This is a genomic window from Methanosphaera sp. WGK6, from assembly GCF_001729965.1.
Classification (GTDB): domain Archaea; phylum Methanobacteriota; class Methanobacteria; order Methanobacteriales; family Methanobacteriaceae; genus Methanosphaera.
In genome coordinates this window covers 37,089-63,552 of record NZ_JRWK01000010.1, presented here as the reverse complement: position 1 = coordinate 63,552, position 26,464 = coordinate 37,089, and the positions used below count along the sequence as shown (strand labels likewise).

The following is a 26,464-nucleotide window of genomic DNA, read 5'->3' as shown; positions in this document are numbered from 1 at the left end:
AATATTAAATTATAAATCATGTTTTTTATGATTATTGTTTTAAATGAATTTATTTAGTTATTTCATAAATGTTGTGTGAAATGAATTTATAAAAATTAATACTATTTTTAATTGTTGTATCATACAATTCTTTTTAAAACAATTATTGCCTAAGCAAGTATTTAATACTTAAATAATTCCTAGTATTTAAAACATATGGTTTAAATAATCTATAATCTCTACATTAAATCTAAGGATATGTTAATTATTCTATAAAATAGATTTATTTAAATAATATTCTCAACAAATTTAATGATAGAATTTAAAAAAATTACTTTTTAACTATTTTTCCAGTTAATTTAAATCAAAAATTTACTAAAAAAAGATGATATTATATGAAATCTAATTATAACAAGATTGCTATTGGTGGAACCTTTGATAAGTTACATAAAGGTCATGAAGCTCTCATCAAAACAGCCTTTGAAATGGCTGATGAAGTTTTAATAGGTATAACCTCTGATGAATTTGCTAATAATAAAAATCATATAATAGAACCTTGTAAATCAAGAATAAAAAGATTAAAAAAGATAATTAATAAATATGATAAAAAATATCAAATTAAAGAAATATTTGATTCTACAGGAACTGCAGATAAAGATCCTCAACTTGATGCAATTGTAGTTAGTCATGAAACTGAACAATCTGCAGTTTATATTAACACTGTACGTAGAGAAACAGGACTAAAACCTCTTGATATTATAGTTATTGAATGGGTTTTTGCAGATGATGGGGTACCTATTTCATCTACACGTATTAGGAAAGGAGAGATAGATCAAAAAGGAAAATTATTATAAAATTCCTTTTTTTCATAATTTTGATAAAATACTATTTCTACTATTTTTAATAACAATTTTCGTATGATTTGTTATTTCATTTAAATAACTTGTAGTATAATATGCAGTAATTAAAACAATCATACTCATAACAGATAAAATTAAAATTAATTCTGCACTTATTTGACCTTTATTATCTATATCTCCAATTTTCATTTTCTTAAGTTTTTTAGGTATTGTTTGTTAAATTAGCTCTTATTTGTTCAGCATCATCATGAGCACTAAATGAACTTCCATTTGAGAAATAATTAGAGTATATTTGTAGTGCCACTAATGCTATTATAATAACACCACCAAATAATAATATGTATTCAGCAGCGCCTTGTCCTTTTTCATCTTTTATTAGATTCATAATAATCTCCAGTATTACTTTTATACATTTTAAGTAATACTAATATAAATTATTACTTTTTTAATATATAAGTATTACTTATAAATAAAATGTAAAATTTTATTAGAACACTCATATAATATCTAATACATAATTAGGTGTAATTATGAGAATATTAATAACAACATGTGGTGTAGGGATAGGTCATGCATCAAGAGACTTAGCGCTAGCTAAATTATTAAAAACAAGAGGACATGATGTTAAATTTGCAAGTTATGGTTCGGGATTACACTATCTTCAAAAAAATAAATGTGATCCTTATGAACTACCTTCAATGAATTTTCAAGGTAATGAAGGAGTAATCAATGTGAATGAATCATTAAAACAATCAAAAGATATTCCATTCACGTTTATAAAAAGTATGTATAAAGATGCAAAAATTATAAGAAAAACAAAACCAGACCTCATAATTACTGATTGTGACTATTCCGCACCAATAACTGCAAAATTTCTAAATATTCCATGTTATATTATAACAAGTGACTTAACATTTGGATTTGCCGATGAAAGTGATGCACCTACTGTTAAATATTTTGAAAAAAGTGTTAGAAAAATAATAATAGAAATATCAAAAGGATGTCAACAAATATTAATTCCAGACATTCCAGGATCAATAACAATACCTCAAGAACTAAAACATAAATCAGAATTTATAGGACCATTACTTCATAAAAATATTACAGAAATAGAATCAAAAGAAAAATTAAGAAAAAAATACAATCTTAAACAAGATGATATTATATTAGTAGTAACAATAGGTGGTAGTGAATTTGGAAAACCACTTGTTTCTAATATATGTGATATAGCTGATAAAATCAATGTTGATACTATTTTCATATTCACAGGATTAGAAATCAATCCAGCTTCTTTTAACTTAAAAGATAACCAAACAAAAATAAAAATAAAACAATTTACACATAATTTAATGGAGTGGATGATGTTATCTGATTTAACAGTAGCACTAGCAGGTCATACAACATCAATGGAATTACTAACTATACAAAAACCAAATATACTAATTGCCCTAGAAAATCATGTGGAACAACAACGTAATGTTGAGAGAATGAAAAAATATAATTTAACTAAAACAACATCAATCAATGATAAAAAAGATTTATTAAATAAAATAAACACTCTTCTTGAAAATAAAGATAAAATAAAATTAAATCAAGAAGCATATGATTACTTCATACAATTTAATGGAAGGGAAAATGCCCTAAACTTAATAGAAAAAATAAATATTTAAAATTAAACATAACTTATAATAACAAATAATAGGTGTGGATAAAAATGAAAATAGAATACTTAGGACACGCAGCATTTAAAATAATTTCAGAAGAAGGATTAAATATATTAATAGACCCATTCATCAGCAGTAATCCTGCATGTTCAACACCAGTTGAGTTATTAAAACCAGATATAATACTAGTAACACATGGACATATGGATCATTTTGGAGATACACTTGAAATAGCAAATAATTCTGGAGCAACAGTGATAGCAACACATGAATTAGCAAATTTTGTTGAAAAACAAGGCTTAAATGCAATTGGAATGAACATTGGTGGATCAATATCAGTCAATAATTTAGTAAATATCACAATGGTGGATGCAAGACATACTGCTGCAATAGATTTTACTGAAGAATTAGAAGAAGGAGGAGTTGCAGTAGGATTTATAATAACACTTGAAAGTGGTAAAAAAATATATCATGCAGGAGATACTGGACTATTTGGTGATATGAAAATGGTTATAGGAGATATATATAAACCAGATATATCATTACTACCTATTGGTGATAAATTCACAATGGGTATAGAAGATGCTGCAATAGCAGCTGCATGGACTCAATCACGTATAGTTATACCAATGCATTATAATACATTCCCTGAAATAGAACAAGACACTGATCTTTTTGCAAGATTGGTTGAAGATGAAAGTATAGGTACATTTACAGTAGCATTACAGCCAGGAGAAGAATATATTGAAGATTAAACTAAAATACTCTTTTAGTTTAATTTAATGAAACTAAACTTTATATATAAAAAATTATAAAATTCTTATTAGAAGGAAAGATTTAATAATATTATATCCTATACTTTTTTTTAATAAGAATAATGGAAAAATCCATTTCTTATCTAATCTTTCCATATTTTTGATTATATTCTCTAATATCTAATAAATCACACTTACCACTAGGTAAGTTACGTACAATATCATCTATATTAAATATTTTTTCTGAATCTATTTTATTAAGAATTTCTTTAGATATTCTTTCTTTTTTAGTAAATCCTGGTTTTACAATTACAAAATTATCTGTCATATTCTTAACACATTCAACAGGACCAGCCATAATTCTTTTATCATTATCATATTCAACAACACCAATTCCAATAAGTACTGGAACATTACGTATGAAATTCTTTTTACCTCTTATTACAAAAGCACCTTTTTTAAGAAATTCTCCAGGATTTGGTGTTTTAGATACTTGATCAAGAGTAACCCAATAAGAGTCATATGAACTAAATCCTTCAGTCCATGCACTACTATAACTACTTGCAAAACAAGCAGCATCATATAATGTAGTTTCTGGTATTTCTTCATCACTATTATTTTGAACTATAGTTGATGGTGCTCCATGAATATCGCAGTGAAGGTATATATCATTATTTTTAGAGTATTTTTTAACTACTTGATCATTACTATTTGCATCACGACCTCCAATAACAAGATATCCATCTCTACTAATAAACCATCTGAGCTTTTCATACCATTTAAGTTCACGTTTTTCTTTTCTTTGTTGTTTTTGTTTTAATTCATCAATAGCAATATCTTTTTTATGTTCTAATTTTTTAATTTCCTTCTTTGTATTTTCAATTGCTATTTTTACTCCACTGATTTTTCGTTTAGCTTTTTTACCTTTATTATAATATTTTTCAGTACTTTCTGGAATTCCAATATTGCTATCTATCTGTACATGTGTATCTTCAAGGTGCATGTTAATAACACCCATTTTATCTATTGATTCAATAATTTCTAGTTGTGGCATATTCCCTTCTTTTTTTGCCTTTTTTATGATTGATGATATTTCTTTCCAGGAATATTTTTTTCTTGCATCATTGATTATATTAATGATTTCTTGTATTTCATTATAGTGTGCGTATATAATGTCTCCTTTATGTTGTGTATCATCTATTGTTTTATAGAATCCATCTAAAGTTTCTTCTTGCATTTGTAGACGTTTTTGGTATTTACCTATTCTTTTTGTCCATAGATTTTCTTCTTGTGTTTTAATGTCATTTACTATTTTTTTACTATAGAATTCATCTGCAGCTTTATTGAAATTTTCATATTTTTCTACTTCATTGTTTTTATATTTATTTAATGAAATAGGAACAAGGTCTTTATTTTTTTGTTGATTATTTATTGTTTCTTTTATAATTTGAGGTTGTTTATGGTGTTCTATTTTGTCAAATAATGTGTTTATTGCATTATATAATTCATTAATTTCTGTATCTGTTAATTCTTGTGCTATTTTTTCTTTGTTGATTGTTGTATAACTGATGATTTCTTCAGAATATAATCCACCAAGTCCATTCATTGCAAGTGTTCTTGTAACATCTCTGTCTGATTCTAGCATTATTGATTTTAATTCTTCTGGATTTGTGTTATTGATATTTATTCCTTTTTCTGGAGGATATTTGTATTCTTCATGTGCTGTTATTTTACGATCATGCCAATGTTTATGTTTTAATGGTGATATTATTTTTCTTTCTTTATCTAGTAAGATTACATTTCCTTTATCAAATAATTCTACAATCAATGTGTATTTTTCTTTCTTTTGAACATTAATTTCAATAATTCTATCAAAATTATGTTGTTTAATAGATGTAATACTTCCACCACTAAGATGTTTTCTAAGTAACATTGGAAAATTTGGTGGTAATGTTGGATTTGGTTGAGGGTAGTCTGTTAAGTGAATTCTTACTCCTGCTTGAATTACTAAATCTTTTCTTCCTTCTCCAGCTTTTCTTAATTTGATTCTAATAGTGTCATAAGTTGGTTGGTATGCTTTATCAATTCTCGTATTAATTATTTCATTGTTTAATTCATTAACTATTGTATGGATATCTACATTAGACATTGATTTAATGGTTACACCCTCATTTTTTTTTATTTAATTTATTATAAATTTTTAGTTTTTATGGTAATTATAAATTCTTACTTTTCTTATTTATTTTATATAATTTTGTTATATGTTCATTTTTTCTATGATTTGTTACTTTTTTCATATTTTTTTAGGTTTACATAAATATTTTTTTAATATAACTAAAAAATAAATAATTATTTATTGTTTAAAGTTCTATTTATAAATCAATGAGTAATTAATTAAATAAGGGGGAATAATAAAATGGAGACATATTATAGACAAGTTAATAAAATTTTAACTATAGTTCTAGTTGTAAATATGTTTATGGCTTTTGTAAAAATAGTATGTGGATTTCATTATAATATTCTGAGTATGACAACTGATGGTTATGATTCTCTTTTTGATGGAATTTCAAATATAGTTGGGATTATTGCTATTTGGATGTCAAGTAAGCCTCATGATTCTAAACATCGTTATGGTTATTATAAAATAGAAACATTTGCTTCTATATTTATTGCAATATTATTGTTTGTAGTTGGATATGAAATTATTGTATCTGCAATAGATAGATTTAATGGTGTAGGTACGCCTAGTGTTACGTTTATTAGTTTCCTAATTTTATTAATAATCTTAATAATTAATATTATCTTAGCTATATATGAATATAGAAAAGGTGTAGAATTAAAGAGTGATTTATTAATATCTGATAGTCAGCATGTTAAAAGTGATGCTTTATCAACAACTGTTGTTTTAATAGGTTTAATTTTTATTTATTATGGTTATATCATCATAGATTCAATACTTTCAGTATTGATAGCAATACTCATATTTAAAGTAGGTTTTGAAGTATTATATAAAAATATGAATGTATTACTCGATAAAACAATGATAAATGAAAAAGAAATTAGGTCTATATTAAGTGATATTCCTGAAATAGAAGATATTCATAATATACGTTCAAGAGGAACACCTGCAAGTATTTTTTTTAGATATGCATATAGTATTAAATAATAATTTATCATTAGAAGAAGCGCACCACATATCAGAAATATGTGAAAAAAAGATAAAAAAAGAATTTTCAGAAATAAATGATGTTTTAATTCATATGGAATCTAAAGAAGGATTAAATGATAAAATAAAATATAAATAAACTCTTTTTACTATTTTTTTTTAAAAAAATTTCTATTTTTTCTTTCAATTTTTTTAATAACTTTTAAATTATCTTAGAAATAAATATTTAAATAATTATTAATTAAACTAAGAAATATTTTCACTATTTTTTTAGAAATATTCACAGTCCCTAAAAGAATATTCTAAAAAGATAATATGAAAAAAAGGAATTGTTTGATATAATGGAAAATAAAACTTATGAAAATAATAAATATTCGGATTATAATTTAATTAAAGAATCAAAATACTTTGATGAAAAATTTTACCGTGAAAATAATCCAAATATAACAGAGGATATTGATTGTATTGAATATTTTTTAGAAAATGGATGTGAAGAAGAATATCCTACAAGTAAATATTTTAATCCAGCATGGTATTTAAAAACACATGAAGATGTTGCATCATCTAATATTAATCCATTACTTCATTTTATTAAATATGGAATAAATCAGAACAGAACTTATAGATATGCTAGAATAGACATGAATTCTTTAGATATAGAAGATAAAAAATCTGTTGAAAAATATTATAATACAATTTATGATTCTGATGAATTTGACATTGAATACTATTTAAAACAAGCTGTAAATATAACTCAAGATATGGATCCAATTATACATTACATATTATATGGAGCAAAAGAATGCTTGGATCCTAATAAATATTTCTCCACAGATGAGTATACAATACATACAAATCCAAACAATGTATCCTTAAATCCATTATATCATTACATTAAATATAATGACATGTTAGTATCAGATTATCTAAAAACAAGAGATGTAAATAATAATTTCGACTCTAAATATTCAAATATACAATCAAATATTATAATTAAACAGCTTAAAAATAAAATATCAATAATAATACCTATATATAATGCATATGAAGAAACAAAAGAATGTATTAGAAGTGTACTGTTAAATACTCATTTAAATTATGAATTAATATTAATAAATGATTGTAGTACTGATTCAAGGATAAATGAATTATTAGACACGTTAAAAGAAATACCATTTGTCAAAATAATTCAAAATAAAGAAAATAAAGGATTTGTAAAAAATGTTAATATAGGTATAAAAGCAAGTAATGGTGATGTGGTTTTACTAAATAGTGATACAATAGTAACACCCAAATGGTTATCACACATTATATTAACAGCATACTCAAAACATAATATAGCTACAGTAACACCATTTTCTAATTCCTCAGACATATCCATACAAGAATTAGGCTTCAAGAAAGACACAACATTTTTAAATAAAATGGCATACCAAGTAAATAAACTACCTAAAGAACATTTAGTAAGTCCAACAGGAAATGGATTTTGTTTATTTATCAAAAGAAAAGTTATAAATGAAATAGGATTATTTGATGAAATATTTGGTAGAGGATATGGTGAAGAAACAGATTTCACATCACGTGCAAGAAAATCTGGCTGGATAAATGTCAGAGATAATTCAGTATTTATATATCATAGACGACATGCATCATTCACAAAAGAAAAAACAGATGAACTTAAAAAACATAATAAAAAAATTCTACAAAAAAGACATCCTGAAGTATATGATGAATGGGATGCATTTGTAACTTCACTGAGCTTAAGAAGATCTATTGAAAATATAGAAGAGAATATAACGCCATATAAAAATGCTGAAAGAATATTATATGTAACTCATCTTGATGAAAATGAGAAATTAGTCTTGGATAATAATTTTCATAAAATAGCAAGAAATTATGAATGTTATGTACTTACATTAACAAGGCACCAAGAAAAATTAACACTACAATTCTATAATAAAGTAAGTAAATTTATAAAAATACGGGAATGGCCAGTTAAAAATTATAGGGATAAAGAATACTATCGTAATTTCTATTTTAATTTATTAACAAATCTTAAAATAGATTTAATTTATGTTAAACATTGTTATGAGTATTTTACACCAGTATATCCTAATTTATCTTATTTCATGAACTTAAAAATTCCTCTCGAACTTAGTGTAATGTATGAAGGAACATTTTTCAAAAATCATGAAGTTTTAAATGAAATTTCAAGGAAACTAAATCCAATAAATACACTTGAAAAAGTTGTTGAAGAAAAATCTAATGTCTTTGATTTTACTAACAAAAAAATAGCAGTATATACGGCAATAACTGGAAACTATGATGATTTAATAACACCATCAGTAATAGAATCTGATTTTGACTATATCTGTTTTACAGATAATCCTGATTTAAAATCAAATTTTTGGGAAATTAGACAAATGGAAGATTTAGATTTAGATGAAATTAGAAAAGCAAGACATTATAAAATATTACCTCATAAATATTTAGATAATTATGATTATTCAATATGGATAGATTCTAACTTTGATATAACAGGTAATTTAAAACATTATATAAAAAAATTCTCTAAAAAACATAAATTACTAGCAATTAAACATGAAGAAAGAGAATGTTTATATAAAGAAGCCCAAACATGTATTGATTTAGGAAAAGATGACATAGAAATAATTAATTCACAAATACAAAAATATAAAAATGAAGGTTTTCCTGAAAATTATGGTCTTATTGCAAGTGGTATTTTATTTAGAAATCATCATGATACTAATGTAATCAATCTTCTTGAAACATGGTATAATGAAGTAGTAAATCATAGTCGTAGGGATCAATTAAGTTTTAATTATGCCTGCTGGAAGACTGGATTTAAATATGATGAAAGTAATATATTCTACTTTAAAAATGAATATTTCCAAAGATATTTACATTCAAAAATAAATTCAATTGATATGAAAATAAGTAATAAAAGAAAAGATATTATTCTAACAGCTATACAAGAAAAAACATCAATCATTATTCCAATTTATAATGCTTATGAAGAAACAAAAGAATGCATTGAATCTGTAATAAAATATACAAATATGCCCTATGAATTAATACTTATTAATGATTGTAGTCCTGATAAAAGAATAACTGAATTATTAGATAATTTAAGTAAAGAAGAGAATATTAAAGTAATTCATAATAAAATCAATCAGGGATTTGTAAAAAATATTAATATAGGTTTTAAAGAAGCAAAATATGATGTTTTAATATTAAACAGTGACACTATTGTAACAGATAAATGGTTAACAAAACTTAAAACCACAGCTTATACTCGTGATGATATTGCTACAGTAACTCCACTTTCTAATAATGCAGGAGCATTTTCAGTACCTAAAATAGGTGAAGATAATATTATTGATGAAAGATTAGGAATTCAAGGAACTGCTAATATCATTGAAAAAATTAGTGATGATACATTAATAACAACACCTACTGGAAATGGTTTTTGTATGTTTATCAAACGAAAAGCCATAGATGATGTGGGCTGCTTTGATTTGCTCTTTGGTAGAGGTTATGGTGAAGAAAATGATTTCTGTATGAGATTAGTTAATGCAGGATGGATAAATGTTATAGATATATCAACATATATTTATCATAATCGTAGTGTTTCTTTTGGTGAAGAAAAAAGAAAATTAATTGAAGAACACAAAAGTTATATTAGAAACAAACATCCATCATATAAGAAATTAATTGATGAATTTATTCGTTCAGAAAAATATGCAAAAATCAGAAGCGATATAAACTTTACATTAAAGTCAGCTGATGTTTCTAAATATAATCGAAAAAGAATATTATATGTTCTTCATGAAGGTAAAGGTGGTACATTATATACTAGTGTGGATTTAATGAAACATGTCTATAACGACATGGATGTTTATCTATTAACAGCTGGTAGAAAACAATTTAAATTATTCAAATACACTTCATTTGAATCAAATAAAGGAGTAGATGATGAATTTAAAGGACATTTAAAACAAATAGCATCATTAAATATTAAAGAGAAATATACTCTTGCAAAACCAACAATTTATCAGTATGCTGCAGTATATTTCAATGTTCTTAAGAATTTACATATTGATATAGTACATATTAGACACATGATTAGACATTCATTAGACATGCCACATATTGCACATGCATTGGGTATTCCTGTAATAATGTCATTCCATGATTTCTACTGTGTATGTCCATCACATAACTTAATTGATGATACTAATCAATATTGTGGAGGTCATTGTAATTCAAGTACTGATAATGATAACATAGAACAATGTAGAATCACTATGGGTCTTGGAGCACCATTACTTAAACCATTTATTAATACCTGGCGAGAAAACATGAATGATGTATTTAAATGTTGTTCAGCATTTGTAACAACATCACAATCAGCATATGATATACATACTGAATTCTATCCTGAACTTAAAGAAAAACAATTTAAAATAATAGAACATGGAAGAGATATTAAAACACCATCTAATATGGATAATATAGCCACAATAGATGATAAAGTCATAAGAATAGTATTTCCAGGAAATATAAGTACAAGTAAAGGAGCTTCATTTATAAAAGCAGTGAAAAAATATGATGTGGAAAATAAATTAGAATTCCATTTTTTAGGTAATATGGATTCTAATTATTGTCTTGAAGAAATTGGTATAGTTCATGGGCCTTATAAACGAAGTGAGTTTTGTAAATTAGTTCATGAAATAAAACCACAATTCATTGGTATCTTTTCAATATGGCCTGAAACATATTGTCATACAATGACAGAATCATTAGGTTGTGGAATTCCTATTCTTGCAATGGATATTGGAGCTTTAGGTGAAAGAATTAAACGAGATGGTGGAGGATTTTTAATATCATCTAATCCTAAAGAAGCATACACTAACATATTAGAAATAGTAAATGATTCTGATAAATATAATAATGTAGTAAAACAAATACCATCAATTAAATTTAAAACTACTAAAGAAATGGCTGAAGAATATATGGAATTATATAATAAATATCTCAATGATGGAGTATAATTAGTACTATTCATTTTTTTGAGAAAATTATAGAAAAAATATATTAGTAATATTATAAATATATTTAATATAATATTTAATGTAAGGGAAATAAAATTTTAAGATAGTTGATATAATGGATGAAGTAACAATAATGTCTTATGAACATATCATTGGAGGAATTGTAGCTGGAATAATATCTTATTTATTTAGTGTTAAAGGAATTTTACCTATCACAAATGAATTTATAGGAGTTATAATCTCAGTTGTAATAGTATATTTATTAGGAAAAATAGCAGAAAGTAAGTATGGTCGAGAAAAAATATCATTAGGTTCATGGATAATGAATGGTATTTTACCATTTTATTTCATGTGGATGGTAGTTTGGATTATGTTATTAAACTATATAGTACTCTAATATGACTATTCTTAATCTCCATTTTAATCTTTTTTTTATAATAATTTTCATGGTATTATTTTATGTGTTCAATAGTAGGAATTAACGGACAAAATGTTAAAACTCAATTACTAGAAATGATGAGTGTTTTATCTCATAGAGGGCCTGATGGACAAGGAATTTATTCAGTTAATAAAATTTATTTAAATGATGATATATATGATGCAATTGATTCAAATTTTATGTTAGGTCATAATTTATTATCAATAGTAGGAATAAATGAATTGCAACCCTTATTTTCAAATAATTTAGTTTTAATTTCAAATGCAGAATTATATAATTATGAAATATTAATTAACCAATATGATATTAATGATTTAAGAACAGGATCTGATTGTGAAGTAATTTTGAAAATTATTGAATATAATTATAAAGGTAATCTTAAAGAAGCTGTTTTAAAATCAATAAATTTATTTGACGGAGATTATGCTTTCTGTATAACTGATGGTTCTGATTATATTGTTATACGTGATGATGTTGGTGTTAAACCTATCTATTATGCAATAAATGATAATTGTTTTGCTTTTGCTTCAGAACAAAAGGCATTAAAAAAGATAGGTTTGACAAATGTAAGAAATTTAAAACCAACATGTATGATATTCAATGATGAAATTATAGAAATAAGAAAAGAAAAAGTACATGGCAATTATTTTAAAGATTATGAAACTGCAAAAAATACTCTTAAAAAAGTAATAAAAGAATCAGTTTCAAAAAGAGTACATAAATTAGATAATGTAGCATTATTATTTTCAGCAGGAGTTGATAGTACTCTTATTGCAATTTTACTTAAACAATTAGGAGTTAACGTTACATTATATACTATAGGAACTGAAAATAGTCAAGATTTAAAATATGCTAAAAAAGTTGCAAAGGATATAGATTTACCTCTCAAAACAAGAATAATTAATAAGGATATTATTGAAGAATCATTTTGTCCTACAATAAAAACAATAGAAGATACAAATCTTATGAAAATAGGAGTGGGAATGATAATTAAATTAACATCCCAATTAGCAAGAGAAGATAATCATAAAGTAATTTTATCAGGTCAAGGAGCAGATGAATTATTTGCAGGATATAATAGATATAAAAGGAAATATAATCAACCAAAAGAACTCCTCATTGAATTAGATCATGATTTGAATAATATTTATGATGTTAATTTAGAACGTGATGATAAAGCTACTATGAGTAATTCAGTAGAATTAAGAGTACCATTTCTTGATAAAAATGTAATTGACACGGCATTAAAAATGCCAATAGACTACCTACTTGATTCTGAAGATGATAGTATAAGAAAACATATACTTAGAGATGTAGCTTATGAATTAGGAGTACCCAAAGAAATAGCATACAGACCCAAAAAGGCAGCACAATATGGAACAGGTATTGATAAAATAATAAAAAAGAAAATAATAAAAAAAGAACCATATAATGAAATCTTAAACTAACACGAACTAGTTTAATTAACTATTACATTACTTATAGAGTAAATCTATTTAAATAAATTTAAACATATTAAATAACATAACTAACTAACATAAAACTAAAAAAATTAAGGAGCAGTATAATAATGGAAATAGAAAAAGAAGCAGAAAATATATTAAACAAATTCTCAGAAGTATTAGATCAAATACCTGATTTAGAAGAAACACAATACATAGTAGACAACCTAAACAGGACAAGAGAAGATAAAAAACTAAGTAAAAATCCTGAAAAAATATTACGTAACACACACCTTGATAAACAAGGAAGTGTAATTGCTGAAAAAGGGAAATGGACAAAATGAGACTAAAATTACTAATAGAATTACCAGATACTCCTGGACAATTAGTTAACATACTACGACCATTATCTGGACTTGGTGCAAATGTATCTACAATAATACATGAACACGATAACAGAACAGCTGATGGAAAAATTCCAGTACACTTTACAATAGAAGGATCCCGTGAAATATTAAAAAGAGGAATTGAAGTTATACGTGCAGAAAATATTGATATTGTGGAAATTGATGGAGTTTTACAAAAAGAAACACAAACTTTTCTATTATTAGGAAATATTTCTACAAATAATATGATGGATACAGTTCATAAAATTGATGAATTACATGATATTAAAATATCAAGTATTGATCTTAACATAGGAAATGACCTTAAAGAATCTGTATGTAAAATAGTTGTAGAAACTAAGAATAATAAACGTTTAGAATCTATTCGTTTAATACAAGAAATTGTAGATCAAGATAATCTTGTATTAATTAAAGAAATCTAGGAGAAATATTCAATGACTACAAATAAAATGAGATTATGTATTCTTGGTTTTGGAGCAGTAGGTCAAGGATTAGCAAAAGTAGTACTCATGAAACATGATGAATTAATTGAAAGATATGGCTTAGACTTAGTAATTACAGCAATATCTGATAGATCAGGCGCAGCAATAAATCCTGATGGTTTAAATCCACAACAAGCATTAGATATCAAAGAAGAAACTGGTAAAATCAAAGATTATCCTGAATATGGAATAGCTGATATTGATGGTATAGGTGTATTAGATAAAGCAGAATATGATTGTCTAGTGGAAGTAACTCCAACAAATATAGAAGATGGAGAACCAACACAATCACATATATTAAAAGCTATGAATGATAATAAAGATGTAGTAACATCTAATAAAGGACCATTAGCATTAAACTTTAAAACATTAATTGAAGAAGCCCGTAAAAATAATGTTAAATTTAGATTTGAAGCTTCTGTTGGTGGAACAATGCCTGTTATTAATTTAGGTCGTGAATCATTAGCAGGAAATAAAATTCATTCAGTTCAAGGTATATTAAATGGTACAACTAATTATATATTATCACGTATGGCTAATGAAGGAACTGAGTATGAACCAACACTTAAAGAAGCTCAAGAATTAGGAATTGCTGAAACAAATCCTTATCAAGATGTAGAAGGTTTGGATGCTGCATGTAAAATAGTTATTATTGCAAATTCATTAATGGGTTGGGATGTATCATTAGATGATGTTTCATTACAAGGAATATCAAATATATCATCAAATGCAGTTAAATTAGCACTTAAGGATGGATATTTAATAAAATTAGTAGCTGAAGCAAATGATGGTAAATTAACTGTAGCTCCAATGTTAGTTAAACAAGGTTCACCATTTGCAGTAAATGGAACATTAAATGTAATTACATTAAAAACAGATTTATCTGAAGATGTTACTGTAGTGGGAGTAGGTGCAGGGTCAATAGAAACAGCATCTGCATTATTGAGTGATATAATTAGTATAGGAAAATATAATACAAATTAAGTATTATATTCTGCTTCTTACTTTTTTTATCATCTATTAACTAATTTTAAACAAAAATATTTCTTTTTGAAAGATATAATAAAATTTAAACTAATTTTTAAAAATATTATTTTATATAAAGGTGATAATAATGTCTGATGAACAAAAAACATATATAGCACCACCATGGATTAAATATCCTACATATCCTGAAAAATCAAATTTTTGGCGTACTGGAACTGGTGCTGAATACTTAATACAATTTAATGAAAATGTCAATGATAAAGATGAATATTATAAAATATTTCCTAAAGCACCTTCATTTGGTGATAAAATAATTGCTGATGATTCTTTAAGTGAAAATACTAAAAAATTATTGGGTGATTCAACAAAACCTTTATTTATTAATTTATGGAGTTCTACAGGAAAACCTAAATATAATATTGATTTTAATAAAAATAATGATTATATTTTCATGTATGATCAATTGATTAAAGATGAATCAACACATATTCATATAGGTACAGACAAATATTCTTCAGCTAAGGAAATAATAAGTGTTATAGAAAATAATTTTAGAAATAAATCTGATAAAATATGGGAAGAATTAAAATACACAGTATACATCAATGCTTTATATTATAAAATCGTAACAGATATTAATTTCACAAAAGAATTAATAAAAACTGGTGATAAAGGCATAGTATTCAAGAGTGATAATTTAGAATGGGGTGTTGAAGAAGAAAATGGTAAATTCATAGGTAAAAACTTATTTGGTTTAGCTATGATGGAAATTCGTGATGTATTAAATGCAGTTTATAAAAATTATGATAAAATAGATTGGGATTTATCTGGTGATCCTTACAGTAAAGAAAGATGCATGTGTTCACATATGCATTAAATTTAAGTTAACCTAAATTTTAGGAAATAATTAATAATCTAAAAATAATATATAATATTAAACAAATGAAAACAATAAATTATAAGTGATTCGATGAAATACGTAATAGTTATAGCTGATGGAATGGCAGATGAGCCATTAAAAGAAATCAATGGAGAAACTCCAGTAATACATGCAAATACACCTAATATGGATTTTATAGCTAAAAATGGTTATACAGGTATGGTAAAAAATGTTCCTGATGGAATGACTCCTGGATCTGATGTAGCAAATACATCAATTATGGGATTTGATCCATCCATGCTTAAAGGAAGAGGACCATTAGAAGCACCTAGTGTAGGAGTAAAACTTGGAGATACTGATGTTGCATTCCGTCTTAATTTTATAAATATGAAAGATGGAGCAATTAATGACTTCACAGCAGATCATATATCAACAGAAGAATCTGATGAACTTATAAAAGCATTGAATGAACATTTTGGTGATTTAGGAACATTTTATACTGGAGTAAGTTATAGAAATTTATTTGTAATTGATGATTTAGCAATGGAAGATTTAAAATCAACACCACCTCATGATGTAGTAGGTCAACAAACAAAAGATAATTATCTTAAACCAATTACTAATGAAAAAGCACAAATTATTAATAAATTAATGGAAGACTCTGTAGAAGTACTTGAAAATCACCCTGTTAATAAAAAACGTGTAGCAGAAGGAAAATTACCTGCTAATATGATTTGGTTATGGGGTCAAGGAGCAAAACCAGTTATTGGTAATTTTCCAGAAAAATATGGTTTAAGTGGTGCAACAATTACTGGTGTAGATTTACTTAAAGGTATAAGTACATATATTAACTTAGATGTAATAGAAGTTCCAGGAGCAACTGCATATTTCGACACTAATTATGAAAATAAAGTTGATTATGCATTAGAATCTCTTAAAACACATGATGTTCAATATATACATATAGAAGCACCTGATGAAGCAGGACATGAAGGTAACTTACCTGAAAAATTAAGAGCTATTGAAAATATTGATAGTATAATTCTTGATAAATTATTAAAAGAATTACCAAAAATTGATTCAAATTTCACAATAGCATTATTACCTGATCATCCAACACCTATTGATATAAAAACACATACAATGTCTCCTGTTCCATTTGCAATATATAATCCTAATATTAAAGAACCTGATGCAACAGAAGTATTTTCAGAAGATATGTCAAAAGGAAACTATGGTACTATTATTGGCCATACATTACTTAGTGAAATGATAAAAATTAGTAAAGAATAATTGTTAATTAATTATTTCTAATTTTTTTTTAAAAATATTTTTTTATAAAACTTTTTTTTAGACATTGACTTATTAAATGTAAAATCTAAATATAATAAGTTATAAATATTAAAGTAACAGTAAATTTTTTATAAATTTTACAAAAATATATATTAAATAATTAATATAATTTAGTCTAAGTATTAGTATATTATTCAAATAACCATAAATTATATTAATAATATTACAACATTAAAGGGAAGAGTTGATATTTTGTCAAAGTATATAGTAGTAACTGGTGGTGTAGTAAGTTCCATTGGAAAAGGAATTACTTCAGCATCAATTGGAAGAATTTTAAGATCATATGGCGTTAACGTAACAGCAATAAAAATTGATCCTTATCTTAATTGGGATTCTGGTACATTAAATCCTTATCAACATGGTGAAGTTTATGTAACTGATGATGGGATGGAATGTGACTTAGATTTAGGACACTATGAAAGATTCCTTGATGTAGAATTATCTGGAAAAGCAAATATTACAACAGGTAAAGTTTACTCATCAGTAATAGAAAAAGAAAGAAAAGGTGAATATCTTGGTGCATGTGTACAAATTATACCACACATTACTGATGAAATTAAATTAATGATAAGAAATGTTGCTGAAAAAACAAAAGCAGAAGTTGTCATGGTGGAAATTGGTGGAACTGTTGGTGATATTGAAAGTCAACCATTTATAGAAGCAGCAAGACAACTTAAAAATGAAGAAGGACATGAAAATTGTATGTTTGTTCATGTGACATATGTTCCTTACTTAAAAGCTGCAAAAGAATTTAAAACTAAACCAACACAACACAGTACTAAAGAATTAAGAGGTTTAGGAATAAATCCTGACATGATTGTATGTAGATCTGAGCTTGCTTTAGATAAAAATCTTAAAGAGAAAATAGCACATTTCTGTGATGTACCATTTGAAGCTGTAATTAATACGCCTGATGCTCATTCAATCTATGAAGTACCATTAGTTATGTATTCATCCAATGTAGGAAATTATGTTTTAAATAGATTGAATATAGAAGCTCCTGAAAAAGCAGATTTATATGAATGGAGTCAAATTGTAGAAGATTTAAAAATAGAAACACCTAAGGTAAAGATAGCTGTTGTAGGTAAATATGTAGAATTAGAAGATGCATATATCAGTATACGTGAATCTTTAAAGCATGCAGGTGCAGCTAATAAAGTTAATGTTGAAATTGATTGGATAAAAGCAGATAATGAATTTAATTTAGATTCATTAAATCAATATGATGGTTTATTAATACCTGGTGGATTTGGTGAAAGAGGAATTACAGGTAAAATTGAAACCGTGAAATATGCAATTAAAAATAACATACCTATCTTTGGTATATGTCTAGGTTTACATGCTATGGCAATTGCTATTGCTCAATTAAATGGTTATGAAGATGCTAATAGTACTGAATTTGATGAAAATTCAACATGTCCTGTTATTGATATGATGGAAGAACAAAAGAAAATCAATAATATGGGTGGAACCATGAGACTTGGTGCTTATCCATGTAAAATAAAAGAAGGAACTATTGCTTATGAAGCATACAAAGATACTCAAATCTCAGAAAGACATAGACATCGATATGAAGTAAATAATGAATATAGAGATGCATTAATTAAATCTGGAGCTATTATATCAGGTACATCTCCTGATGATTTCTTAGTAGAAATGATTGAACTTAAAAATCATCCATGGTTCTTAGGATGTCAATTCCATCCTGAATTTAAATCAAGACCAAATAAAGCACATCCTATATTCAAATCATTCATTAATGCAGCAAAGATTAATAAAGAAAATAAAATATAATCTTTCTCTTTCCCTTTTTTTTAATTTAAGTAAGTTATGAATTTAGATATTTTAATAAAAATCTTAGGAATAGTAATTATAGTAGTATGTTGTAGTATATCAACATATACTGATATTAAATGGAATATTATACCAAATAAATTAACTTTAACTACTATTTTAATAGGTTTAATGCTTGTTAGCATTTATCATCTTTTAATTAATAAATTTAGTTTATTTTATTATATTTCTGTCATTATCACGTTTATAATATCTTATACTTTATGGTATTTAGGTGTATGGGCCGGAGGGGATGTTAAATTACTCACTGCAATATCTACTTTATTTATTCCAGAGTTTTTAGATATTGTACCTATGTATCGTATTGGGTTTTTAAAATTACCCTTTTATTTTTTAGAGGATAGTATTCCTAGTTTATGGGTAATTATAAGTAGTATTTTTTCAGTAATGCCATTAATTGTAGTAATTATGTTTTATATTATATTAAAAAGAAAACCATTTTTAATTAAAGATTTAAAGAACACTATCAAGATTAAAGAATGTATTTTTAATTTGGATTTATTAATAATTAGTTCTATATTAATTGGTTCATGTCATGTAGATAATATACTTTTAAAATTAATAATTATGATTATATTCTTATGTTTAATGAATAAATTATTTAAAGAAAATAAATATGTTATTATTTTATTTACAATTATAGTTTTAATATGGGAATGTATTGAGGGAAATTTTTTAATATTTTTAAGTCAATTTATAATAATTGAATTTATAGTTATTATAAGAAATATTATGAAAATACGATTATTTAATAAGGTATTCACTGATTTTTATGATGTGTCTTGTTTAAATAATGGTATGATTCTAGCATATCCATTATGTAGATATGATAATCAGTATTATTTCAATGAATTATCATGGTTTAATAAACTAAAAAATAATAGTCTTTGTGAAGTTATAATTTATGCAAATGCTGCAGGTTTAGAAGATAATGATATTTTATTACTAAAGAAACTAAATGAGCGTAATTTTATTTCAAATGTACCTATTAAAAAAGGTTTACCATTTGCACCTTTTATTTTAGTGGGTCTTATTATAACTTTATTATTTGGAAATATATTTCAAGTATTTTTATTTATAATGGAGTTGATTTAATGGATAAATATGGTCAAATTGCTGTAGAGTATTTATTAATTTTTATTATATCTATGATTATATTATCCATAATTTCTATACCTTTATGTATTGATGAAATAGATGATATAAGTGATATTAAAAATACTGTTGAAGTTAAAAATACTTTGATTGAACTTTCAAATAATGTTAGGATGATTTATTCATCAGATTATGGTTCTTCTAAAGTTATTAGTATTAAGTGTCCAGTGGATATGAAAATTTATTATAGGTTAGTTAGTGGTAATCATTATTTATATTCTTATGTAGATTTATCGGATGATGAAACAAAGGAAGTTCGTGTTTTGGTTCCTTGTAAAATTAGTTTTAATGGTAAATCTACTTATTATTATGTTAGTTTAAAAAATCGTTGGTATTATAATACAGAGATTAAGTGGATTAATTCATCTACTGGTGAAAGAAGTGTAAATATTTATTTTAAATGAGGATATTTTTTTATTATCCTCTTATTTTTCATGATCATAAGTGTTTTTTGCTAGTTCTTGTAATTCTTTATACATTCGTTTTCTATCTTCAGCTGAACGATTTTCATGATATACTATTTCTTCTAGTTCTTCTTGTCTTTGAATTAATAAGTTTAGTATTTCTGTGATAGGATCAGGTATTTTTCCATGTTCAAGGTCATGTTTTTGTTTTGTTTGTTTTCTGATTGATTCTAATGTTTTTCCTGGAATTCCTACTATTGTAGATCCGGCTGGTGCTGGTTTTGTTACTACTGCTCCAGCTCCTACTTGACAATTATCACCTATTTCTATGTCTCCAAGTACTATTGCATTAGTTCCAACTACTACATTATTTCCTAAAGTTGGATGTCTTTTTTTACTTTCAAGGCTTGTACCTCCTAGTACAACTCCTTTGTATAATAAAACATCATCTCCTATGATTGTGGTTTCTCCAATAACCACTCCCATTCCATGGTCTATAAAGAATCTACGACCTATTGTAGCTCCAGGATGTATTTCAATTCCTGTTAAGAATCTATTAATGTGTGATATAAATCTGCTTAATAATTTATTATTTTTTTTCCAGAACCAGTGTGCAATTTTATGAAGCCACAATGCATGTAATCCAGGATAACATAATATTACTTCTATTTTGCTTTTAGCTGCTGGATCATTTGCGAAAACAGTATTTATGTCTTCTTTTAGTATATCAAACATTTTTTTAATCCTCTTGTTTTATATTAATCATTTAGTTATTTTTCTTATTTGTATTTTTTTATTGTATTTTTTGTATTTATTAGTATATTAACATTGTTATAATAATTTATCTATGGATTATTATCTTATTTTTTTGAATATAACAATCGTTAAGTTTATATAGTTTATATATTAAAATAGTATATGTAAGAATAATTGTTATTAAAATAAAGAAAGAAATTAACTTATATTTAATTAATTGTTTTTTAAGTATATTTATTCGTTAAATTTATATACTATATTAATCATAATTGTTTAATGAATACTATAATTATGTAATATATTTAAAAAATTAACAGTGTTATTTAAAACATGAGTTAATTTATTTTTTTATTATTTAAAAATATAACTATTGTTATATTTTTTTTCAATGTTAATCAATAAAAAAAATTATACATTTAAATATAATAGAATTACTTAACAAAAATAAAATTAAAGATAATAATGATACAAATCAAAAAAAAATAGGAGTGGAACAATGGCAATAGAAAATATAGAAATATTAAAAAAACCAATAGCAAATGATATTACAGAAACAATAGGTAATACTCCATTAGTACGATTAAATAATTTAACTGAAGGACTAGAAGCAGAAGTACTAGTAAAAGTAGAATCATTTAATCCAGTAAGTAGTGTAAAAGATAGAGTAGCAGTATCTTTAATAGAAGATGCAGAGAAAAAAGGAAAAATAAACAAAGATACAACAATCATAGAACCAACAAGTGGTAATACAGGTGTAGCATTAGCATTTGCAGCTGCAGCAAAAGGATATAAATTAAAAATAGTATTACCTGAATCATTCTCAATAGAAAGAAGAAAACTAGTGAAAATCTTTGGAGCAGATTTAATATTAACACCAGCAGCAGATGGAATTCCAGGAGCAATCAAAGAAGCAGAAAGATTAAATGAAGAAATTGAAAATTCCATAATATTACAACAATTTGAAAATCAAGCAAATCCTGAAATTCATGAAAAATTAACAGGACCTGAAATATATAAAGACACTGAAGGAAATGTAGATATTGTTGTAGCAGCAGCAGGTACTGGTGGAACAATAACAGGAATTGCTAAGTCCATAAAACCATTAAAAGAAGATTTTAAAGCAGTAGCAGTAGAAGCAGCTGCATCACCAGTAATAACTGAAGGAAGAAAAGGAGTACATAAAATACAAGGAATAAGTGCTGGATTTATACCAGATACATTAGATTTAGATGTAGTTGATGAAGTACTCACAGTAGCTGATGAAGATGCAGGAAACACAACAATAGCTTTAGCACAAAAAGAAGGAATTCTTGCAGGAATATCTTCAGGTGCAAATGTATTTGCAGCATTAGAACTAGCTAAAAGACCAGAAAATAAAGGTAAAACAATTGTAGCAATATTACCTGATACAGGAGAAAGGTATCTTAGTGTTGATTGGTTAGTTGATTTATACTACTAAATAATGTACAATTTATCATCAACATAACATTCTTATCACCAATTATATATTTACTCACCCCCATCTACCTTTTTTAAATAAACAATAATAGATATATTTTTTAAATTGATTATACTATAAAATAGGATATTTTTTTTAAAAAAAGAATAATTATTTACTTTCAAATGATTTTAATTAAGTATTCAAAAAAAATAAAAAGAATATTATTTATTTATAATTTCCTCAATGAAATTATATATAATATCACGATCTTCTGAATCAATAGCTCTTGTTATAAATAATGCAATAATATAAACAAGTAATCCTATTAAAACTCCAATAATAAATGGAAAATTAAATATAACTATTACAACAGTCATAAAAATACTTGAAATTATTACTTGAATTATAGGAATTATTGATTTTTTCAGACTTAGTTTAAACTCTGTTTTAGACAATGCATATAACATTAACACAACAATTAAAAATTCAGTAAGTACAGTACTAATACTTGCACCAATATAAGAATATTTATTAATCATAATTATATTTAAAATTACACTGAATAAAGCACCAACTCCTGTAATTTTAGTAACAGTAACTTGTTTATTGATAGCTCCAAGCATTGTTGATGAAATATTACTAAGAAACATAAACATTCCAGCCCATATAAGTATGGTTAAAGCTCCGGAACCAACAACATATTCTGATCCATAAATAATATAAATAATATCTGCCGAATAGAATGAAACAATTATAGCCATACCTATTCCCATTATCAAAGCATATTTCATTACTTTATGATATAAGTGTTTTAATTGTTTTTTATCAGTAGTAAATAATCTACTCATTACAGGGAATATTACATTAAAGAACAATGTAAGAATTGCTGCAACTATAAGTAAAAGTTTCTGTGAAGAGCTAAATAATCCTACAGATGTACTATTAGACATATATGTCAATATAATTTGAGCTATCCAAAAATATATTGATGTGAATGCTGCAGATACTCCAAAAGGTATTCCTTTAACAAATAATTCTTTTATAAATGATTTTTCTAATGATACTTTGAATTTAGGATAATGTTTTATTGCAGCATAAGTTGTATATATGAAAGATAAAAACATTGCTATAGGATAGCCTGCTGCAACACTTATAACATTACCATTATAGAATATTATTAGTAATATGATTAATAAAACAGATACACTATATACTACAGTACCAATTGTTTGGTATTGTACTTGTTCATTGCTCTGAAATAATGAATTATAACAATATGTTAGTGAACTTATCACCATATAAATACCGAAAAGAATCATTACAAGAGTAGTTTCATAATTAAAATTACTATTTAATATGAATATGATATAGAATATAAATACAATTAAGGAAAATATTACTCTAAAAAATAATACTGTACCAAAGTATTTACTTGTCAATGAGGTGTTTCGTGAAACTTCACGTATAGCATATGTTGCAAGTCCCAAATCAGTGAATACTGTTAAAATTCCAACAATAGATATTGCTGAAGATATGATTCCATAATTATATGTTCCAAGATACCGTGCTGTGAATAATGTTAATATAAATGTCATTAAATTATTGATTATTGTAGCAATTATTAGTAAACTTGAATTTTTTATGATTTTACTTGCTGTATTCATAGTAATCAATTAGTCTTGTTAATTTTTATAAACTTGGATATTTTAGTACCATTTTTTTAATTAATATTATATTACTATTTTTAATTATATAATAATTTTAATAGAATCAATTAGAAATATATAAATTAGTACTTTAAAAAAATATTTGGAAGGTATTAGTTTCATGATAAATGTAACCACATTTTTAGATGCAAATGCATGTAGATTAGATAAACCAGTTTATTATTGTATAGATAGAAATAAAAGGTATAATTCTAGAGATATTTTAGGGATAATTTCAGAAATAGGCAGAAAATTAATAAACTTAGGAATATTAAAAGGAGATAGAGTTCTCATATATTTACCAAATGGTCCGGAATACTTATTTTCATTATTGGCCTTGTGGCGTATTGGTGCAGTAGCTATACCAACCAATAGAATATATACAAAAAATGAATTACAATACTTTATTGATGATTCAGATGCTAAATTAATAATAACTGATGAAAATATAGCAGATTTATCTATTGAATCTTATTTAATTCATTCAATGGATGAATATGTTGATGCACCAATATTAGAGGCATGTAATACTAGTTGGGATGATTTATGTCAACTTCAATATACTAGTGGAACAACAGGAAAACCTAAAGGAGCTATGTTAACTCATGGTAATTGGTTTAGTGCAATACAAAATGAATGTGATGTATTAAAAATGAATCATAATAGTGTAATGTTCTGTATTTATCCAATGGCACATGTAGGTATATCATGGGCAATATCAGCACTACGCTCTGCTGCATTATGTATTACAAAAAGTAAATACACATTCGAAGAATACTTAGATATAATATTTGAAAATCATGTGACTCATGCAACAGGAATGCCACCTGTGATTCATTCAATAGTATCAAATCCTGATTTAGTTGGAAATAAATTATACACTGTAGAAAGTATTATTTCTGGAGGAGGACCTCTTCATAAAGAAATATGGAAAAAATTCTATAAAAAATATGGAATTGCAGTGTTAAATGCATATGGATTATCCGAAACAATAGTAATAGGAACAGGAACAGTAATACGTCCAGAAGATTATGCATTTGCAGATAAATTTGAAAGTGTAGGTCATCCAGTATGTTTTAGTGAAGTAAAAATAGTGGATTCTAATAATCCGGAAATAGAATTAGATAAAAATGAAACAGGAGAAATAGCTTTAAGAGGACCATCAACAGCCATTGGGTATTGGAATAAACCTGAAGCAAATAAAAAAACATTTCTTGAAAATGGATGGTTTTTAACAGGAGATATTGGATTTTTAGATAAAGATAATCGGTTATTCATAACAGACCGTAAAAAAGACATGATAATTATGTCTGGTTGGAAAATATATCCAACAGAAGTAGAAGAAACACTACTTAAATATGAATCTGTTGATGAAATAGCAGTATTTAGTTTTCCACATGAACATCGTGGAGAAATACCTGTAGCTGCAGTTATATGGAAAAATAAAGAAGATGTAGATGGTTTGCTTGAATATGCAAGAGAAAATCTTGCACGATATAAAATACCAAGAAAAATATTTACAACTGAAGAACTTCCAAGAGTTAATGGATGGAAATTACTTAGAAAAGACTTAAGAAAAATGTTTTTAAAATAGGTGGATTATATAATATAATTATTTATAGTAACATTAACCTAAATAGTAATATATTAAAATAAAAT

The 26,464-nt window shown here is 25.5% G+C and carries 23 protein-coding genes; 18 read left to right on the top strand and 5 right to left on the bottom strand.

What is annotated here, in order from left to right:
• Window positions 1–374 precede the first annotated feature (374 nt).
• Window positions 375–833 carry a phosphopantetheine adenylyltransferase gene (locus tag NL43_RS06185; protein ID WP_069593183.1) on the top strand — a complete coding sequence of 153 codons (459 nt, stop codon included), beginning with the start codon at window positions 375–377 and terminating at the stop codon, window positions 831–833.
• A 12-nt stretch (window positions 834–845) separates the two neighbouring features.
• On the opposite strand, the gene NL43_RS06180 is transcribed toward NL43_RS06185, so the two are convergent.
• Together NL43_RS06180 and NL43_RS06175 are read right to left on the bottom strand one after the other, a co-directional pair.
• Entirely contained in the window at window positions 846–1,028 is a 183-nt protein-coding gene (locus NL43_RS06180) for a class III signal peptide-containing protein (protein WP_069593182.1), read from the bottom strand.
• Between the two features lie 13 nt (window positions 1,029–1,041).
• Window positions 1,042–1,224 carry a class III signal peptide-containing protein gene (locus NL43_RS06175; RefSeq protein WP_069593181.1) on the bottom strand — a complete coding sequence of 61 codons (183 nt, stop codon included), beginning with the start codon at window positions 1,222–1,224 and terminating at the stop codon, window positions 1,042–1,044.
• A 145-nt stretch (window positions 1,225–1,369) separates the two neighbouring features.
• Between NL43_RS06175 and NL43_RS06170 the strand changes: the two genes are divergently transcribed.
• Together NL43_RS06170 and NL43_RS06165 are read left to right on the top strand one after the other, a co-directional pair.
• Window positions 1,370–2,509: a UDP-N-acetylglucosamine--N-acetylmuramyl-(pentapeptide) pyrophosphoryl-undecaprenol N-acetylglucosamine transferase gene (locus tag NL43_RS06170; protein ID WP_069593180.1), complete on the top strand. Its 1,140-nt coding sequence runs from the start codon at window positions 1,370–1,372 to the stop codon at window positions 2,507–2,509.
• Between the two features lie 44 nt (window positions 2,510–2,553).
• A complete protein-coding gene (locus tag NL43_RS06165; protein WP_069593179.1) occupies window positions 2,554–3,258 on the top strand; it encodes a metal-dependent hydrolase in 705 nt (234 codons plus the stop codon).
• 139 nt (window positions 3,259–3,397) lie between these two features.
• Here NL43_RS06165 and rqcH read toward each other — a convergent pair whose 3' ends face one another.
• Entirely contained in the window at window positions 3,398–5,407 is a 2,010-nt protein-coding gene (rqcH, locus tag NL43_RS06160) for a ribosome rescue protein RqcH (protein ID WP_084790440.1), read from the bottom strand.
• A 267-nt stretch (window positions 5,408–5,674) separates the two neighbouring features.
• On the opposite strand from rqcH, the gene NL43_RS06155 reads away from it, so the two are divergent.
• The 13 genes from NL43_RS06155 (at window position 5,675) to NL43_RS06100 (ending at window position 20,902) form a co-directional block, all read left to right on the top strand.
• Window positions 5,675–6,424, top strand: a complete 750-nt coding sequence (locus NL43_RS06155) for a cation diffusion facilitator family transporter (protein ID WP_084790439.1) — start codon at window positions 5,675–5,677, stop codon at window positions 6,422–6,424.
• Window positions 6,405–6,563 (top strand): cation transporter dimerization domain-containing protein, encoded by a 159-nt coding sequence (locus NL43_RS08170; RefSeq protein WP_084790438.1) that lies wholly within the window; start codon window positions 6,405–6,407, stop codon window positions 6,561–6,563. Before NL43_RS06155 ends, NL43_RS08170 begins: the two co-directional genes overlap by 20 nt.
• Before the next feature lie 202 nt (window positions 6,564–6,765).
• Window positions 6,766–11,499 carry a glycosyltransferase gene (locus tag NL43_RS06150; RefSeq protein ID WP_069593177.1) on the top strand — a complete coding sequence of 1,578 codons (4,734 nt, stop codon included), beginning with the start codon at window positions 6,766–6,768 and terminating at the stop codon, window positions 11,497–11,499.
• A gap of 115 nt (window positions 11,500–11,614) precedes the next feature.
• Window positions 11,615–11,896, top strand: coding sequence for a DUF5379 family protein (locus tag NL43_RS06145; protein ID WP_069593176.1), 282 nt, complete (start codon window positions 11,615–11,617; stop codon window positions 11,894–11,896).
• A 62-nt stretch (window positions 11,897–11,958) separates the two neighbouring features.
• Window positions 11,959–13,386, top strand: a complete 1,428-nt coding sequence (locus NL43_RS06140; protein WP_069593175.1) for an asparagine synthetase B — start codon at window positions 11,959–11,961, stop codon at window positions 13,384–13,386.
• Window positions 13,387–13,508: 122 nt separating this feature from the next.
• The gene (gatC, locus tag NL43_RS06135; protein WP_069593174.1) at window positions 13,509–13,724 is read left to right on the top strand and encodes an Asp-tRNA(Asn) amidotransferase subunit GatC; all 216 of its coding nucleotides are present in this window, start codon (window positions 13,509–13,511) and stop codon (window positions 13,722–13,724) included.
• Entirely contained in the window at window positions 13,721–14,209 is a 489-nt protein-coding gene (locus tag NL43_RS06130) for a hypothetical protein (RefSeq protein WP_069593173.1), read from the top strand. Before gatC ends, NL43_RS06130 begins: the two co-directional genes overlap by 4 nt.
• 12 nt (window positions 14,210–14,221) lie before the next feature.
• Window positions 14,222–15,253 carry a homoserine dehydrogenase gene (locus NL43_RS06125; RefSeq protein WP_069593172.1) on the top strand — a complete coding sequence of 344 codons (1,032 nt, stop codon included), beginning with the start codon at window positions 14,222–14,224 and terminating at the stop codon, window positions 15,251–15,253.
• A 130-nt stretch (window positions 15,254–15,383) separates the two neighbouring features.
• Entirely contained in the window at window positions 15,384–16,133 is a 750-nt protein-coding gene (locus NL43_RS06120; RefSeq protein ID WP_069593171.1) for an NADAR family protein, read from the top strand.
• Window positions 16,134–16,226: 93 nt separating this feature from the next.
• A complete protein-coding gene (locus NL43_RS06115; protein WP_069593170.1) occupies window positions 16,227–17,429 on the top strand; it encodes a cofactor-independent phosphoglycerate mutase in 1,203 nt (400 codons plus the stop codon).
• A gap of 252 nt (window positions 17,430–17,681) precedes the next feature.
• Complete coding sequence (locus tag NL43_RS06110; protein WP_084790437.1) at window positions 17,682–19,283, top strand: CTP synthase; 1,602 nt, start codon at window positions 17,682–17,684, stop codon at window positions 19,281–19,283.
• A gap of 36 nt (window positions 19,284–19,319) precedes the next feature.
• The gene (locus tag NL43_RS08525; RefSeq protein ID WP_069593168.1) at window positions 19,320–20,438 is read left to right on the top strand and encodes a prepilin peptidase; all 1,119 of its coding nucleotides are present in this window, start codon (window positions 19,320–19,322) and stop codon (window positions 20,436–20,438) included.
• Window positions 20,438–20,902: a hypothetical protein gene (locus NL43_RS06100; RefSeq protein WP_069593167.1), complete on the top strand. Its 465-nt coding sequence runs from the start codon at window positions 20,438–20,440 to the stop codon at window positions 20,900–20,902. Before NL43_RS08525 ends, NL43_RS06100 begins: the two co-directional genes overlap by 1 nt.
• 21 nt (window positions 20,903–20,923) lie before the next feature.
• On the opposite strand, the gene cysE is transcribed toward NL43_RS06100, so the two are convergent.
• Window positions 20,924–21,637, bottom strand: a complete 714-nt coding sequence (gene cysE, locus NL43_RS06095) for a serine O-acetyltransferase (protein ID WP_069593166.1) — start codon at window positions 21,635–21,637, stop codon at window positions 20,924–20,926.
• 523 nt (window positions 21,638–22,160) lie between these two features.
• Here cysE and cysK point away from each other — a divergent pair.
• Window positions 22,161–23,117 carry a cysteine synthase A gene (gene cysK, locus NL43_RS06090; RefSeq protein ID WP_305791259.1) on the top strand — a complete coding sequence of 319 codons (957 nt, stop codon included), beginning with the start codon at window positions 22,161–22,163 and terminating at the stop codon, window positions 23,115–23,117.
• Between the two features lie 203 nt (window positions 23,118–23,320).
• Here the strand turns inward: cysK and NL43_RS06085 are convergent, their stop codons facing one another.
• The gene (locus NL43_RS06085; protein ID WP_069593164.1) at window positions 23,321–24,763 is read right to left on the bottom strand and encodes a flippase; all 1,443 of its coding nucleotides are present in this window, start codon (window positions 24,761–24,763) and stop codon (window positions 23,321–23,323) included.
• Window positions 24,764–24,926: 163 nt separating this feature from the next.
• Between NL43_RS06085 and NL43_RS06080 the strand changes: the two genes are divergently transcribed.
• The gene (locus NL43_RS06080) at window positions 24,927–26,399 is read left to right on the top strand and encodes a class I adenylate-forming enzyme family protein (protein WP_069593163.1); all 1,473 of its coding nucleotides are present in this window, start codon (window positions 24,927–24,929) and stop codon (window positions 26,397–26,399) included.
• Window positions 26,400–26,464 lie beyond the last annotated feature (65 nt).

Bases quoted from the DNA above. Each gene is read 5' to 3' on its own strand.
- gatC (WP_069593174.1), top strand. From the start codon at position 13,509: ATGGAAATAGAAAAAGAAGCAGAAAATATATTAAACAAATTCTCAGAA.
- NL43_RS06185 (WP_069593183.1), top strand. From the start codon at position 375: ATGAAATCTAATTATAACAAGATTGCTATTGGTGGAACCTTTGATAAG.
- NL43_RS06175 (WP_069593181.1), bottom strand. From the start codon at position 1,224: ATGAATCTAATAAAAGATGAAAAAGGACAAGGCGCTGCTGAATACATA.
- NL43_RS06155 (WP_084790439.1), top strand. From the start codon at position 5,675: ATGGAGACATATTATAGACAAGTTAATAAAATTTTAACTATAGTTCTA.
- NL43_RS08170 (WP_084790438.1), top strand. From the start codon at position 6,405: ATGCATATAGTATTAAATAATAATTTATCATTAGAAGAAGCGCACCAC.
- NL43_RS06170 (WP_069593180.1), top strand. From the start codon at position 1,370: ATGAGAATATTAATAACAACATGTGGTGTAGGGATAGGTCATGCATCA.
- NL43_RS06125 (WP_069593172.1), top strand. From the start codon at position 14,222: ATGACTACAAATAAAATGAGATTATGTATTCTTGGTTTTGGAGCAGTA.
- NL43_RS06115 (WP_069593170.1), top strand. From the start codon at position 16,227: ATGAAATACGTAATAGTTATAGCTGATGGAATGGCAGATGAGCCATTA.
- NL43_RS06085 (WP_069593164.1), bottom strand. From the start codon at position 24,763: ATGAATACAGCAAGTAAAATCATAAAAAATTCAAGTTTACTAATAATT.
- NL43_RS06100 (WP_069593167.1), top strand. From the start codon at position 20,438: ATGGATAAATATGGTCAAATTGCTGTAGAGTATTTATTAATTTTTATT.
- NL43_RS06165 (WP_069593179.1), top strand. From the start codon at position 2,554: ATGAAAATAGAATACTTAGGACACGCAGCATTTAAAATAATTTCAGAA.
- NL43_RS06145 (WP_069593176.1), top strand. From the start codon at position 11,615: ATGGATGAAGTAACAATAATGTCTTATGAACATATCATTGGAGGAATT.
- cysE (WP_069593166.1), bottom strand. From the start codon at position 21,637: ATGTTTGATATACTAAAAGAAGACATAAATACTGTTTTCGCAAATGAT.
- NL43_RS06140 (WP_069593175.1), top strand. From the start codon at position 11,959: ATGTGTTCAATAGTAGGAATTAACGGACAAAATGTTAAAACTCAATTA.
- NL43_RS06080 (WP_069593163.1), top strand. From the start codon at position 24,927: ATGATAAATGTAACCACATTTTTAGATGCAAATGCATGTAGATTAGAT.
- rqcH (WP_084790440.1), bottom strand. From the start codon at position 5,407: ATGTCTAATGTAGATATCCATACAATAGTTAATGAATTAAACAATGAA.
- NL43_RS06150 (WP_069593177.1), top strand. From the start codon at position 6,766: ATGGAAAATAAAACTTATGAAAATAATAAATATTCGGATTATAATTTA.
- NL43_RS06120 (WP_069593171.1), top strand. From the start codon at position 15,384: ATGTCTGATGAACAAAAAACATATATAGCACCACCATGGATTAAATAT.
- NL43_RS08525 (WP_069593168.1), top strand. From the start codon at position 19,320: ATGAATTTAGATATTTTAATAAAAATCTTAGGAATAGTAATTATAGTA.
- NL43_RS06130 (WP_069593173.1), top strand. From the start codon at position 13,721: ATGAGACTAAAATTACTAATAGAATTACCAGATACTCCTGGACAATTA.
- NL43_RS06180 (WP_069593182.1), bottom strand. From the start codon at position 1,028: ATGAAAATTGGAGATATAGATAATAAAGGTCAAATAAGTGCAGAATTA.